Genomic DNA, 14,868 nt, shown 5'->3' on the forward strand with positions numbered 1-14,868 from the left:
TCGTCAGCTCCTACCAAGATGGTAAAACTGAACCATCAAATTTTTTCTCGATAAACTCTTTTACTTCTTTAGATTGATAAGCTTTCTTTAATTTGTTTACAACGGCATCATCTTTATTTTCAGTACGAACAACGACCCAGTTCACATATGGTGAATCTTTTCCTTCGCGGAAAATAGAATCTTTCGCCGGACTTAATTTCGCACCTAATGCAAAGTTTGTGTTAATTGCAGCTGCTTTCACTTCACTTAGTTGCGTTGGTAATTGAGATGCCTCTAATTCGACAATCTTTAATTTTTTTGGATTTTCAATTACATCTTTTGCAGTCGCTTTTTCTGTAGCCTTTGGATCAACTTTTAAAACCCCTGCTTTTTCAAATAATTTTAAAGCTCGGAGTTCATTCGTTGGGTCATTTGGTACAGCAATTGCGTCGCCCTCTTTTAAGTCTTTTACATCTTTTATGTCTTTAGAATAGACGCCCATAGGGAATGTTACTGTTGAAAATACTTCGGTTAATTTCATATTACGTTCAGCTTTAAATACGTCTAAATATGATTTCGTTTGATAGCTATTTACATCAAGGCTTTTTTCATCGAGGGATACGTTTGGTGCTACATAATCATTAAATACTTTTATATCAATTTCGAGGCCATCTTTCGCTGCCACTTCTTTTACCTTTTCAAAAATCTGCTCATGCGGCCCGCCTGTTACACCGACAGTAATCTTTTTCTCATCTAACGCTTTTACTTGTTTATCTGAACCTGCGCTACATGCGCCTAATAATAGTACCGCTCCGCTTACAATGCTTAATAATACTTTCTTCATCTATGATTCCCCCTTCATATACGTTCCAAAATAAAAAGCACCTCTCAAAATAAGAGAGGTGCCGAATAGACGAAATAGGTTCCTCTCTTATCTTCCAAAACGAAAACTCGTTTTGCAGGAATTAGCACCTTAGCTTATACGTCATAAGCTCGGTTGCCGGGCATCATCGGGCCAGTCCCTCCGCCACTCTTGATAAGAGTATGTGTATGTAGTTTTTTAGTATGGTACTAATAGTAAATCTTACAAAAAGAATTGTCAATTATATTTTCAGAATATATTTTATTTTAAGGTAATCGAAACGTTCCCCTTTTTATGTCCTTTTTCTACATATATATGAGCTTCAGCAATTTCTTCTAATCGGTAAGTTCTATCAATAACAGGTTTTAGCTTTTCTGTTTCAGCTAGTTGTTTTAGTAGGTTCATATCTTCTTTACTGACTTTTGCCATCATTCCGTTCACAGATACATAATTTCCATTAGGCATTAATGCATCTGTACAAAGAGACTTATTATATTTTCCAACTGCATCAAATATAATGTCATAGTGCTCGCCCCGCTTAGTAAAATCTTCTTTCATATAATCAATTACGTTGTCTGCCCCTAAAGCTGTTACTAAATCGAAATTCGAACTACTACAAATGGCTGTGACAGTCGCCCCGAAGTATTTCGCAAGTTGTACGGCAGCTGTCCCTACTGACCCAGAGGCGCCGTATATAAGTACTCGTTGCCCTTTTTTTATCTGTCCTTTTCTAAGGAAGTGCAATGCTGAAGTTCCGCCAAAAGGAATAACGGCAGCTTCTTCATATGTCACATTGGTAGGTTTTAATGCTATTAATCCACTTTCATGCACGCATGTGTATTCGGCATAACCACCAAGGTTTAGTTCTGTTAATGCAAAAACTTGATCTCCTTTTTTAAATTGTGTTACATCTGTTCCAATGTCTTCGATTTCACCGGATAACTCTACGCCAAGTATAGGTTTTCTCGGTTTTCTGAAACCTAATATGATCCGCATAGGAATCCAAAATAAGAGGGGGCTATTAAAGCCACGTATTCTACAATCTCCAGTCGATACACTTGTTGCGTGAATTTTAACTAATACTTCATTTTTTTTAGGTTTAGGCTTTTCTATATTTTGAAGTTGGAGAACATTAGGTGGTCCATACTTTGTGCAAATAATAGCTTTCATAATGACCTCCTGAAATGAGTTGTTATTATTTACATCATATTTAAACTTTTTCTCAAACATGTTGCTATATAGGAAATAAATTTAAAGAAGAATATTACGAATTATATAGATTTCATAGGAAAAGAGGTGATATTATTTTGGGAAAGGGGGCAACAGTATGAAAAAAATTATTTTTGTTTCAAGTTTAGTACTTGCAATCAGTCTAGGGGTAGGGTGTAGTAATGAGAAAACAGCAAAGACGGATGAGCCGAAAAAAGAATCCGTTCAAAAAGAAAAGGAATTAACGGCGAAAGATGTTTTCAAGAAAACGAATGAAGCTTTTAAAAATGAAGAACATGTAACGATGACATATGGTGTAGGGGTAAAAGCTGAGGGAACAGAGATGGATATATTAAAGGCTAAGATGCAATTAGAGCCAAAGACAAAGAATTCTCGTTCTGAAATGAATATTTCCGGTACAGATGTTGTAGTGTATACTGTGGATGGTAAAGTTGCTGGTGAGGTAAAAAACCCTAATACAGGAGAAGTTGTAACCGTACCAGAGGAGCAATTAAACGCTGGTGGAATGAAAGCGACTCAAGATATTATAGATAAATTAGAAGTACCGGAAGTAGTTTTAGATAAAATGAAGCTGGAGAAAAGCGGAGATAAATATAAACTGAAATTTACATTAAAAGGGCAAGAAACAGAAAGTATGTTAACTAGCATGGATGAAACGCAGAAGAAAATGTTACAAGCACAAAATGCGAAGATAGAAGAAGTGGATGCAGAATATATCATTACAAAAGATTTTAAATATGAATCAGCAAAGATAGACATGATTATGAGTAGCAATGGCAAGGATAAAGCACACATTATTACGAACGCAAAATATACGTCGTATGAAAAGTTTGACCCAATACAATTGCCAGCAGCAAAGTAACAGTTTTGATAAGGAGGAACCTAAAATAAGGTCCCTCTTTTTTGTATTCTTTCTTCATAGGAAAATAGGTACAATATAAAGAGGAAAAGATGTAGAAGAGGAGAGTGTCATTTGAAAAAAGGAAAGATAGCGGCGGTCATTGTAGCATATACAGTGTTGCTTGCAACGTCTGTACATACGTATAAAAAACAAATTGATCATCCTATTATGAGTGATGTAGGTAAATTGCTTCCGACAAAAATAAAACGTGTTGAAAGTGCTACGGAAGAGCACTCGTTAATAAAATTAGTGCGAGATGCAAAAGTTTCAGGAGAGAAAATTTCCATTGCAGGCATGCAACATAGCCAAGGAGGACAGACATATTATCCGAATGGCACGATGCTCGATATGAAAGGATATAATAAAATATTAGAATTTGATCCAGAGAAGAAGCGGATTACAGTTCAAAGTGGTGTCACCTGGAATGATATTCAGAAGAAAATAAATCCTTATGGCCTTGCGGTACAGGTCATGCAGTCTCAAAATATTTTTACTGTTGGCGGTTCATTAAGTGTAAATGTACACGGGCGTGATATTCGTCATGAGGCACTGATTGATACAGTAGAGTCATTTAGATTGTTAATGGCAGATGGCACGGTACGTAATGTAAGTAGAGAAGAAAATGCAGAGTTATTTCCGTATGTCATTGGGGGGTACGGTTTATTTGGAGTTATTTTAGATGTGACGCTGAAGTTAACAGATGATGAATTATATGAAATGCACACGAGAATGATAGATTATAAAGAATACGAATCTTATTTCAAAGAGAAAGTGAAAAGAGATGAGAATGTTCGTATGCACTTAGCGCGTATTTCTGTTGCTCCAAATTCATTTTTAAAAGAGATGTATGTGACAGATTATACTTTGGCACAAAATCAAAATATGAGAGAAGAGTACAGTGAATTAAAGGAAGAAAATATTATAGCTGCACCGAAATTTTTACTTGGGTTATCACGTTATAGTGATTGGGGAAAGAATACATTTTGGGATATACAAAGAGGTTATTTTGAACGTACAGATGGAAAGTATGAGACGCGTAATAATGTTATGAGATCAGATAGTGCTTTTATGGAATATGAAAATCCAAATAGGACCGAAGTGTTACAAGAATACTTTGTGCCTATAGATGCTTTCACGGAGTATATAGATGATTTACGTAACGTATTAAATGAAGAAGAGTTTAATTTACTCAACATTACGATTCGTTACGTGGAAAAGAATGGAAATGCAGTTTTGTCCTATGCGAAAGATGATATGTTTGCGCTTGTTCTTTTGATTAACCAGGGACGCTCAAAGAGTGAGATAAAGAAAACAGAGGATGTCATTCGAAAGATGATTGATGTTACTTTAAAGCATAACGGTAGTTACTATTTGCCATATTATTCTTATCCAACGAAAGAGCAGTTAAAGAGGGCATATCCTCGCATTGAAGAATTTCTCAAGAAAAAGAAGGAAGTAGATTCAGAAGAGAGATTTGTGAATTTATTTTATAGGGAGTATACGAAATGACATATAGAAGATTTGTGGCTTCGCAAAGTATCATCATGATGGCAGGAAGTATGGTATTTCCTTTTTATATATTATTGCTTCGAAACGTTGGAAATAGCTTCTCGCAATTTGGCTGGGCGTATGGCTTATTTGCTTTAACATCAGCACTTGTATATCCACTAGTGGGAAAGGTATCTGATCAAGTAGGTGATAAAAAATTATTAATCATATACGCTTGGTCCATGGCAATCTTAATGCTTTGCTTTCCAATTGCCACGGAAGTATGGCATGTATATATTCTTCAAATTGTAATGGGCATTTTAGGTGCTGTGCAGCGTAATACTGAGAAGACTTCGTTAGCACGAAAGGTTGCGCAGGAAAAGGCTGGTTATGAGATTGGAAAATACCATGTGTGGACATCCATTGGCGGAGCAGTAGCGGTTATTGCCACGGGATATTTAGTAGATTTCTTTACGATTGGTACAATTTTTTATATTGCATCTATTCTATATGTAGTGAGCGGGATTGTATTAAGTAGTAAAAAAATATAACTATTCCTATTTTCACCTTAATACCCTTTATTTGTTATACTAAAAGGGAATACAAAAGAAAAGGGGACAGTGCCTTTGATGAAATTTGTAGTTTTAGCTATTCTTACTTTGTTTTTGATTCCATGGACAAGAAGTAGTAGTAAGCTTCGAGCAGTGGATAAGAAGGGAGATAAGAAGGTTGTAAAGGGTAAGAAATCATCTATTTTAGTTATTCCTGTTTTATTTTGGATAGGTATTGCAATCTATGAATACTTTTGGCTAATTGATGATCGGGTAGACTCGATTCTTACTCATTATTCTGTTGCAGTAGCAATTTTAATTGGGCTTGTTTTATTTTCACAAGATCAAATAGGGAAATTAGAAGGTACATTAAAAGGACTTCTAATGTTTATTTTACTCGCAAGTTACGGCTACTTTGGTTATTTGCACGATATAGTAATCTCGCAAAAGAAATATGATTCTGTTGTTAAGATAGAGAAAGATATTTCAGAGCCATTTACTGAAAATGACCAGCCGTTTACAGTGCCGCCAAAGACAGCGGAGAATAAGATGAAAAAAGTATTTGGTGATATTCCGAAAGTAGCTTATTTTGAGCTAGGAGAATTAACGCCACAAATGGTAAACGGCGAAGCTTTATATGTAGCGCCGATTGAAGTTTCAGGATTTTTTAAAGCGCGTAAAGCTGAGACAATTCCAGGGTATGTAACGATGTCAGGTACGAATCCTGATGCGGAAGCGAAACTGCACCTCGGTTATAAAATGAAATATGTGCCAAGCATGTTTTTTGGTAATAATTTAGAGCGTGTGGTAAGGCAAGCAGAACCAAATTTAATCTTTAAAGGAAAACCTAAATTTGAGGTTGATGATAAAGGAAAACCATATTATACAATGACGTATGGTGAATTTATTTCAGGAAGATCTGGATTTGAGGTAGAAGGTGTTGTCGTAGTAGATGCACAAACAGGTGAAGTGAAAAGATATGATAAAGGAAAGGCACCTAAATTTGTTGATGGTGTATTAAATCATGAGACTGCATCTACGTTAAATACGTACTTTGGTAAATATATTCACGGATTTTGGAATACGAAATTCTCACAAACAGATATGAAAATTCCGACTGAGTGGGGAACGAAAGAAGGCGTGACCCCGATCTTTGGTAAAGATGGAACACTGTATTATTTTACAGACTTTACTTCTCCAAAGGAAGGAGTAGATTCAGCCCTAGGCTATTCATTAGTAGATGCACGCACAGGCAAGCTATATTACTATAATGGAAAAGAAGTAAAGGGGATTATGGATGGTTCAGCAGCTACAGAAGTAGTAGATAATTCCTTTAAGAGAGAGAAATGGCATGGGACAATGCCTGTCATTTATAACGTATACGGTAAACCAGCTTGGATTATTCCGGTTGTTGATGACGGAGGCCTAGTACGTGCACATACAGTTGTATATGCTGCTAATGCAAAAATATTTGCGACAGGTTCTTCGCAGAAAGAAGCGCTTGAGAATTATAAAAACGTAATGAGCGGTAATGGTGATACATTTAGACCAACCTCAACAGGAAAAGAAGCGCAAAAAGAAGGTATTGTACAACGGGTATATAAAGAAAAAACAGGTGAAAATACAATCGTGTACGTACTTTTAGAGAATGAACAAAAGGTATTTATGATACCGGTGAAGAAATTCCCATATGCTATGTTTACAGAAGTAGGAGACCCAATTCAAATTACATATTTAGATACGGGAGAGATGATGTCCTCAGTATCTAAATTTACGAATAGCAATGTGAAAAAGTAAAGCGATAGAATTTCTATCGCTTTTTTTACATTATGAAAGAGGAAAATGCGCTGTACTTGACGTATGTTTATGATGTAACTATAATTGTTACGATTCAGTTTGTATAGGAAAGGGTGAATTGAAAAAGTGAATGAAGTTAATCACGAAATATATAAACCTGTAAAGGCAAACAGGTTATGGATGATTCTTGTATTAGGAACACTTACGGCGATTGGACCATTATCTATTGATATGTATTTGCCTTCATTACCGAAGTTAACGGATGATTTGCAAACAGGTGCATCCCTCGCGCAGCTTACATTAACAGCTTGTTTGCTTGGGCTGTCAGTAGGACAATTATTTGTTGGCTCAATTAGTGATATTTACGGAAGACGCAAACCTCTTATTATTGCTCTTATTATTTATGTTGCTTCTTCTTTACTTTGTGCTGTTGCGCCATCTATTTGGACATTAGTGTTATTACGCTTCCTACAAGGAGCTTCAGGATCAGCCGGGATTGTTATATCACGTGCGATGGTACGTGATATGTATTCAGGTTCTGAAATGACGAAGTTTTTCTCACTGCTTATGTTAGTAAACGGAGCAGCACCTATTTTGGCACCGATTATTGGGGGGCAATTATTACAGTTTACAACGTGGCGCGGTGTTTTCATCGTTCTTGGAGCAATTAGCGTATTCATGTTAATATCAGCTACTTTTGTATTGCGTGAAACATTACCTCCTGAAGAAAGAGAAACGGGTGGTTTGTCAGGGACTTTGGCGACGTACGGAAAATTGTTAAAGGACCGTCTGTTTATGGGATATGCATTGTCACAAGGATTAGTAACAGCGGCAATGTTTGCATACATTTCGGGCTCACCATTTGTGTTGCAGAACATATACGGAGCATCACCACAGCAATTTAGTTTATTCTTTGCGATTAACGGCATCGGTATTATTATTGCTAGTCAGGTAACGGGTCGTTTAGCGGGGAAAGTGAATGAGAAGACATTATTTGTTGCTGGTATTATTATCGCAGCTGTTGGTGGCCTATCTTTACTACTGACAATCGTACTAGGAATAGGTTTAATCGGTGTTTTATGTTCGTTATTCCTTGTTGTATCAAGTGTCGGGGTTGTATCAACAACTGGGTTCTCATTAGCGATGAGAAATCAGAAGCAAGCTGCAGGAACAGCGTCAGCTTTATTAGGCTTATTACAGTTCATTTCAGGAGCGCTTGTCGCTCCGCTAGTAGGTATTGGTGGAAGTAATACAGCATTACCGATGGGTGTTGTTATTGCGCTTTGTGAAGTAGGAGCAGTGTTATGTTATCTATTTATGGCCAGAAGAAGTGAGAAGCAGTTTGAACTGCAGCAAAAACAAAATTTAGAGGCTTAACAAAAAAGAACTGATTCAAAGGGAATGTTTGAATCAGTTCTTTTTTCATTTCTTTGAAATACCTCATACAGTTTTTTAAGGTGATGTAGTAAAGCATTGCAAAAGTTATTTGTATAAAGTGACGATACTGTGACAAACATGTTGGTATATATATTACGATGTCGTCTTAAGTGTAAAAAGTAGGATGTTCTCGGTATAATAACAAGTGGAGATAAAAGAAACTATAATGAGTAGTAGCTGTAGATAAAAGGAGAAGAAGAGATGAAGAAGGTTTTGGGTATTGCTGTAATGGGAAGTATGATCCTTCTAGCAGGATGTAATGGAAATAAGGATACGAAAGAACCGAAAGAAAAGGTAGAGCAATCTACAGAACAAACAGAAGAAATGAAAGAATACCTTGCAGTACATGAAAAATACGATTTGAAAATGAATAAAGAAATTAATAACGCACTGCAGTTATTTGAAGTGGCAAAAGAAAAGGGCGGTAAGGAAATAACGACTGCTACATATAAAGAAGATGTGCAAAAGGTAACAACGAGCATGTTAGAAGATATTGATCATATACGAAAAGAAATTCGTGTTCCGAAGTCGAAAGAGCAAGAACATGAGGTATATGTCGGTTTCTTGAATGAATCGGAACAAGCAATGAAAAAATTACAGAAGTTAGCTAAAGAAGAAGATTCATCGTTGATTCGTGATATAGAAATTAATTTTGCAACAGCATCGACATACTATAAACGTTTTCAAGCAGAAACGAAAAAATAACCTTGCCTGTGCAAGGTTATTTTTTCTTCTTACTACGGCCTACTTCTTTATTTTATTTCTCTTTTATATTCTTTTTTCGTTCCATCAGAGAAGACAACTTCTAAATCGAATTTTTGATAGTCTTTATCAAGTTTGAACACGTTTACTACTTGATCAATTACTTCTTGGTCAGGAGTATCTTTATCAAATTTTAATTCTTGTAGAAGTGGGCTTAATTTTGTGATAGCTTCGTCTCCTGTTAAATTTACATCTGCTTTATGATCTTCAATTTTTGCTTCCATTTTCTTATCAGCCGCTACATTTTTATAATCTGCTTCGTAGTCTTTCTTTGTATCCTGATAGTCTGTATCTAAACTAAATTCATTAAAATTAAGTTTTAAATCTGCAGGGGCCTCATTTTTTGCTTCTTCAGTCGTCTTTTTATTAGAAGTTGTGTCTTCTTTGGCAGGAGCTTTACATCCTGTTAATGCAGGTACTAGCATAAGAGCTAATAAAACTGATAGTAGAATTCTCATTATAAATTCCTCCTTATGTAAATTCGTTCTATACAAGTTTTTCCCAAAAACATGTAATTATGTATGTGTTGAAAATAAATTATTATCCTGCAGTCACAAGGACTAATCCGCAATTTAAATCAAAAACGATTTGTATGTATATGGTAAATTGAAGTTGTGAGGGAGGGGCTAAAATGCATGAAGAATATAAAGAGATAATAAAAAAATCAATTGAATATATAGAGAATCACTTACATGAGGAGCTTACAACAGAAAGAGTGGCATCTCACAGTGCAGTATCGATGTACCATTTTCATCGCATCTTTCAAAGATATGTTGGGATGAGTGTAACAGATTATATTCGAAAGAGAAGGTTAACTCATGCTGCGCAAGTTTTAGTGTCAACGGAGAGAGCTGTTATTGATATTGCAGTGCAATACGGTTTTTCCTCACAAGAGGCATTTACGAGAGCTTTTAAAAGAATGTTTCAATTGCCACCAAAGAAATATCGAAAGTACTTTCAGTCATTTTATATAGAAAGAGAGGGTGTTTCAATGCAAAAAGGTATACCGAAAGGATGGATCTTAAGTGGAAGTCATCCTGCTGAATATGAGATGGGTTTAGATTATGAAGTTGTCCATCAAGGAAAAGTATCTGCATACATAAAAGCAAAAGAGAATGTTACGCATGGAGGATTTTCAACATTAATGCAAATGTTCCGAGCGGATAAATATGTAGGGAAGAGATTACGTTTTACAGCATTTATTAAGAGTGAAAATGTAAGAGATTGGGCAGGATTGTGGATGCGAGTAGATGGAAAAGATACAGAACCGCTCGCTATGGATAATATGCAAAATCGCCCCATTAAAAATACGAATAACTGGCAATCGTACTCGGTTGTATTAGATATAAAAGAAGAAGCACTTGGTATTGCATTTGGTGTTTTATTATCAGGAGAAGGTTGTGTGTGGCTAGATAGTATTCGATTTGATGAAGTAGATGAAAAAATCCCTTCAACAGATTTGGCAGAGAACTTTTATGAAACACTTTTAGAAGATCCGGTGAATCTACAGTTTGAAGAAGTAGAAAAATAAAAACAAGGAGAAAAGATATGCTCAAATATGTAAAACTAATAAGTATTAGTTTAGTAATATCGTCTTGTATTATGGGAATTAATTATTTAGTTAGCTATCTTTGGTCAGGGCATATACCTTCTTTGACGTGGAGAACATATTTGATGTTTGTGTTTATATTTATGATGAGTTTTGGTTCAATGCAAAAAGAAGGAAAAGAGGATTATTGACAATAGTCTTTTTCGCCTTTCTTTCATTAACACAAATGGTTGTAACTGTGCCACATGAAATGCTTGCTAAAACATATCAAACAATTAGTGAATTATTTCCTGCAACATATGCAGCGAATGGCTATTATACAATAATATTTGGAGGAGTTAGTTTAGAGAGAAATATTATTTCATTATTAGTTATTGTATTGGTTACACAATCAGTAGCAGTGATGACTTTAGCTATAAAAGGAATGGTAAAGGGAAGAAGAAGCTCTGTAGTTAAAGAAGTATAAAATAAAAAGGTATCCTCGGTGGGATACCTTTTTATTAGCACTTATTATTTTGTAACTTCTGTCCACTTGTAGTTAAACTCACCACCGAAGTCAGTTGTTACAAGTCCTTTAATGAAAGAGCGTTGTAAGTAAGAACGGCCTTGTTGGTATAAAGGAGCGACAGCGCCGTCTTGTAATAGAATTTTTTCAGCTTGCTTCATTGCTTCAAAGCGTGCTTTTTCATCGCCAGCTAAATCTGTTTTCACTTTATGAATTAGCTCATCGTACTCTTTGTTAGAGTATTTATCGAAGTTATAAGCACTATCTGTTGTAAATAAATCTAAGAATGTAATTGGATCAGCGAAGTCAGGGCCCCAGCCGTCAATACCAATTTCATAGTCACCACTTAATAGTAGTTTTAGCTGTTGTTTACGTGGTTGTGGTTTTAAATTCACTGTTAATCCATCTAGGTTCTTTTCTAATTCACCTTTTAAATATTCACCAGTCTTTTTAGCTAAAGCATTGTCACTTGTTAATAGTTCGATTGTTACTTTGTCAGTACCAAGTTCTTGTTTTGCTTTTTTCCAGTTTTCTTTCGCTGTTTTCACATCATCCTTGACTAGATTTCCATTTTCTTTACGGAAGTCATTGCCTTCTGGGCTCTTTGCAAATTTCGCAGGAACCATTCCTTCAGCTGGAACAGCGCCGTTATTTAAGATTGTTTCTACGTAAGCTTTTTTATTCATTGCGCCGTTAATAGCAAGGCGTGCATGTTGATTTTTTAATGTTTCATTTTTCTGATTTAATCGTAAGAATTGAATACCGACTTCAGCGCGTTCTTTGAAGTTTGGATCGCTCTTATATTTATCAACAAACTCTGCAGTTAAAGCAACACGATCAATTTGTCCTGAATCATATAAGTTTACTTCTGTAGACTTATCTTTAACGACATTGAAGTTGATTTCTTCTAATTTTACAGTTTTAGCATCCCAATAGTTAGGATTTTTCTTCAATTGGAAGCTTTGTTCATGTTTCCAGTTATCTAATGTGAAAGCACCGTTATAAATTAAATGATTTGTTTCTAAACCATATTTATCGCCTTGAGACTTTAAGTACTCTTCATTAATTGGTAAGAATGTTGAGAATGTAGTTAAGCTTAAGAAGTAGGGAACAGGACGGTCTAGTTGTACTTCTAACGTTTTATCATCAACAGCTTTGACCCCTAGTTGATCAATTGGCAATTGTTTTTGGTTTATTTGTTTCGCATTCTTTATATCGAAGAATAAGAATGCGTATTCAGCTGCTGTATCAGGATTTACGGCACGTTGCCAAGCGAAGGCAAAGTCCTTTGCTGTAACAGGAGTACCGTTTGACCATTTTGAATCACGGAGATGGAATGTATATTTTGTTTTATCGGGACTAATGTCAACCGACTCAGCGACACCAGGAACCGGTTTATTATCTTCTCCCATTGCATATAGCCCTTCAAAAACATTACGCATTACGTTCATGGATTCCCCATCCGTTGCTTTTGCAACATCCATTGTTGGAATTTCTGAAGCGAATGATAAGTTAATTGCCTGTTTATCAGGTGCTTTATCTTTTGCTTTCGCTCCGCTTGCATTATCTTTATTTCCCCCGCAAGCAGTTAGTAATAGACTTGCCCCTAAAACAGATGCAACAACAGGTACAACTTTTTTCTTCATTGTTCGTTCCTCCCTAAATGTGTTGTTCGTAACGTCATAATGTCCGTGTCTTGAAGTAGCTATAGAAGGAGATAAAACCTATTATAAATATTTGTTTATAGGTAATCAGGTGTTCTATATGTATATACATGTCGAACTATAATCTATCGTTATATGTTTCAACGTAGTAGACATTATATTTTGATGGTGAAATATTTTGTTTCTTTGATTATTTAGAATATTAACACTGAAAAGAACTATATGTCAATAATAAAAATAGATTGTTAATTTCTCAGAATAATATATTAAAAAAAGCAGATTCTCATGTGTGAGAGAACCTATTTTTAATATATTTTGCTAAAAAAACAATTGGTGTGGGCTAATAATAAGTGGGGATGAAGAAACCCCCACTTATTAAAGTTTCACTTTATTTTTCAATTTTTGTCCACTTGAAGTTTAATTGACCTGCAAAGTCTACTTGCACAATTCCTTTCACATAAGAACGTTCTAAATAAGATTCGCATTTTTGGTAAAGAGGAGCGATAACAGAGTCTTTAAATAATATTTTCTCGGATGCTAGTAATGCTTCCCAGCGAGCTTTTTCATCACCAGCTAAAGTTGTTTTCACTTTTGCTATTGTTTCATCGAATTCCTTATTAGAGTAATGATCTAAGTTATAAGGGTTATTCGTTGTAAATAGCTCAAGGAATGTAATTGGATCCGCAAAGTCAGGGCTCCAGCCATCAATTCCGATTTCGTAGTCACCTTTTAATAAAAGCGAAACTTGTTGCTTACGCGGCTGAGGTTTTATATTTACTGTTAATCCATCTAGATTCTTTTCTAGTTGTCCTTTTAAGAATTCACCAGTTTTCTTATCAAGGTCAGCATCACTCGTTAATAATTCTAATGTTATCTTTTCAGAACCAAGCTCTTGTTTAGCTTTTTTCCATAACTCTTGTGCAGATTTTGTATCAACTTTTGTTAAATCGCCGTTTGCAGTACGGAAGTCTTTTCCTTCAGGTCCTTTTGCAAAGTTTTTTGGAACGAGACCAAATGTTGGTGTAGAGCCATCATTTAATAACGTATTTACAAAGGATTTTCTATCAATTGTTTGATCAATTGCTTGGCGTGCAGAAACGTTTTGAAGTACTTTGTTTTGTTGATTCATACGTAAAAATTGTACGCCTACGTTTGGACGTTCTTTAAAGTTAGCATCCTTTTTATATTTATCGACGAAGTCAGATGTTAGTTTTATACGATCTAATTGTTTTGACTCGAATAAATTTACTTCTGTTGATTTTTCTTTTACGACATTAAAATTGATTTCTTCTAGTTTGACAGTATCTTTATCCCAATAGGTAGGGTTCTTCTTAAATTTAAAGCTTTGTTCGTGCTTCCAATCGCTTAGTGTAAAAGCTCCATTGTACAAGATTGTATTATCTTCTAAAGCGTATTTATCACCTTGTACTTTAAAGAATTCCTCATTAATTGGTAGAAATGTTGGGAACGCTGTTAAGCTAATAAAATAAGGAACAGGACGCTCTAATTCTACCTCAAACGTATGGTCATCAACTGCTTTTACACCAAGTTGGTCGGCTGGAAGTTCTTTGTTGTTAATTTTTGTTGCGTTTTTAATATCAAAGAATAAAAATGCATATTCAGAGGCTGTTGCTGGATCTACGGCACGTTGCCAAGCGAACACAAAATCTTTAGCTGTAACAGGAGTGCCGTTTGACCATTTTGAATCTCGCAAATGGAATGTGTATTTCGTTTTATCGCCACTTACTTCATGAGATTTTGCAACACCAGGAACAGGTTTGTTACCTTCACCAAGATTATACAAACCTTCAAATACGTTTCTCATTACTTGACCAGAATCAGTATCTGTAGCACGAGCCGTATCCATTGTTCGTATTTCAGTAGGTGAAGATAAGTTTAAAACCTGTTTACTAGGTGCCTCGTCTTTTGCATTTGCTCCGCTTGCTTCGTTTTTATAACTACCGCAACCAGTTAATAAAATACTTACTCCTACAACTGATGCAATACCGGGTACAAACTTCTTTTTCATTTGATTTTCCTCCTAAATAATTAAGTTTGGATGATGATGAGGGAAATGAAAAATAAAAAATCCCTCTTTTCATATTGAGAAAGAGGGATTTTTACGTACAAGTTATGCACCCGT

The 14,868-nt window shown here is 35.4% G+C and carries 14 protein-coding genes and 1 riboswitch; of the genes, 9 read left to right on the forward strand and 5 right to left on the reverse strand.

Features of this window, described 5'->3' with window-relative positions; all coding sequences use genetic code 11:
* Nucleotides 1-10: 10 nt before the first annotated feature.
* Both ACTFO4_RS27275 and ACTFO4_RS27280 read right to left on the reverse strand, forming a co-directional pair.
* The gene (locus tag ACTFO4_RS27275; RefSeq protein ID WP_017674448.1) at nt 11-823 is read right to left on the reverse strand and encodes a MetQ/NlpA family ABC transporter substrate-binding protein; all 813 of its coding nucleotides are present in this window, start codon (nt 821-823) and stop codon (nt 11-13) included.
* An 84-nt stretch (nt 824-907) separates the two neighbouring features.
* Nucleotides 908-1,022: riboswitch (SAM riboswitch) on the reverse strand.
* Nucleotides 1,023-1,102: 80 nt separating this feature from the next.
* Entirely contained in the window at nt 1,103-2,011 is a 909-nt protein-coding gene (locus tag ACTFO4_RS27280; protein ID WP_061456701.1) for an NAD(P)-dependent alcohol dehydrogenase, read from the reverse strand.
* A 157-nt stretch (nt 2,012-2,168) separates the two neighbouring features.
* Between ACTFO4_RS27280 and ACTFO4_RS27285 the strand changes: the two genes are divergently transcribed.
* The 6 genes from ACTFO4_RS27285 to ACTFO4_RS27310 all read left to right on the forward strand — a co-directional run bounded on the left by ACTFO4_RS27285 (nt 2,169) and on the right by ACTFO4_RS27310 (nt 8,950).
* The gene (locus tag ACTFO4_RS27285) at nt 2,169-2,933 is read left to right on the forward strand and encodes a DUF6612 family protein (protein ID WP_000720094.1); all 765 of its coding nucleotides are present in this window, start codon (nt 2,169-2,171) and stop codon (nt 2,931-2,933) included.
* A gap of 111 nt (nt 2,934-3,044) precedes the next feature.
* Nucleotides 3,045-4,481, forward strand: a complete 1,437-nt coding sequence (locus ACTFO4_RS27290) for an FAD-dependent oxidoreductase (protein WP_410988255.1) — start codon at nt 3,045-3,047, stop codon at nt 4,479-4,481.
* The gene (locus ACTFO4_RS27295; RefSeq protein WP_410988256.1) at nt 4,478-5,011 is read left to right on the forward strand and encodes an MFS transporter; all 534 of its coding nucleotides are present in this window, start codon (nt 4,478-4,480) and stop codon (nt 5,009-5,011) included. Before ACTFO4_RS27290 ends, ACTFO4_RS27295 begins: the two co-directional genes overlap by 4 nt.
* A gap of 78 nt (nt 5,012-5,089) precedes the next feature.
* The gene (locus tag ACTFO4_RS27300; RefSeq protein WP_061456699.1) at nt 5,090-6,808 is read left to right on the forward strand and encodes a DUF3981 domain-containing protein; all 1,719 of its coding nucleotides are present in this window, start codon (nt 5,090-5,092) and stop codon (nt 6,806-6,808) included.
* 117 nt (nt 6,809-6,925) lie between these two features.
* Complete coding sequence (locus ACTFO4_RS27305) at nt 6,926-8,185, forward strand: multidrug effflux MFS transporter (RefSeq protein ID WP_224200803.1); 1,260 nt, start codon at nt 6,926-6,928, stop codon at nt 8,183-8,185.
* Nucleotides 8,186-8,446: 261 nt separating this feature from the next.
* Nucleotides 8,447-8,950 (forward strand): hypothetical protein, encoded by a 504-nt coding sequence (locus tag ACTFO4_RS27310; protein ID WP_000756525.1) that lies wholly within the window; start codon nt 8,447-8,449, stop codon nt 8,948-8,950.
* Nucleotides 8,951-8,997: 47 nt separating this feature from the next.
* Here ACTFO4_RS27310 and ACTFO4_RS27315 read toward each other — a convergent pair whose 3' ends face one another.
* Nucleotides 8,998-9,465: a YusW family protein gene (locus ACTFO4_RS27315; protein ID WP_061456698.1), complete on the reverse strand. Its 468-nt coding sequence runs from the start codon at nt 9,463-9,465 to the stop codon at nt 8,998-9,000.
* A gap of 173 nt (nt 9,466-9,638) precedes the next feature.
* Between ACTFO4_RS27315 and ACTFO4_RS27320 the strand changes: the two genes are divergently transcribed.
* From ACTFO4_RS27320 to ACTFO4_RS27330, 3 genes are read left to right on the forward strand one after another with little or no spacing between them, the layout of a single operon-like run.
* Nucleotides 9,639-10,538, forward strand: a complete 900-nt coding sequence (locus ACTFO4_RS27320; RefSeq protein ID WP_000544202.1) for a helix-turn-helix transcriptional regulator — start codon at nt 9,639-9,641, stop codon at nt 10,536-10,538.
* A gap of 17 nt (nt 10,539-10,555) precedes the next feature.
* Complete coding sequence (locus ACTFO4_RS27325) at nt 10,556-10,747, forward strand: hypothetical protein (RefSeq protein WP_000922547.1); 192 nt, start codon at nt 10,556-10,558, stop codon at nt 10,745-10,747.
* Nucleotides 10,744-11,022, forward strand: coding sequence for a hypothetical protein (locus ACTFO4_RS27330; protein WP_326235284.1), 279 nt, complete (start codon nt 10,744-10,746; stop codon nt 11,020-11,022). The genes ACTFO4_RS27325 and ACTFO4_RS27330 overlap by 4 nt, the downstream gene beginning before the upstream one ends.
* Nucleotides 11,023-11,066: 44 nt before the next feature.
* Here the strand turns inward: ACTFO4_RS27330 and ACTFO4_RS27335 are convergent, their stop codons facing one another.
* On the reverse strand, nt 11,067-12,707 hold the full coding sequence (locus tag ACTFO4_RS27335) for a peptide ABC transporter substrate-binding protein (RefSeq protein ID WP_326235285.1): 1,641 nt from the start codon (nt 12,705-12,707) through the stop codon (nt 11,067-11,069).
* 406 nt (nt 12,708-13,113) lie between these two features.
* The gene (locus tag ACTFO4_RS27340; RefSeq protein ID WP_440014524.1) at nt 13,114-14,754 is read right to left on the reverse strand and encodes a peptide ABC transporter substrate-binding protein; all 1,641 of its coding nucleotides are present in this window, start codon (nt 14,752-14,754) and stop codon (nt 13,114-13,116) included.
* Between the last annotated feature and the right edge of the window lie 114 nt (nt 14,755-14,868).

The sequence above is a fragment of the Bacillus cereus group sp. MYBKT14-1 genome (genome assembly GCF_051915185.1).
Lineage (GTDB): Bacteria > Bacillota > Bacilli > Bacillales > Bacillaceae_G > Bacillus_A > Bacillus_A cereus.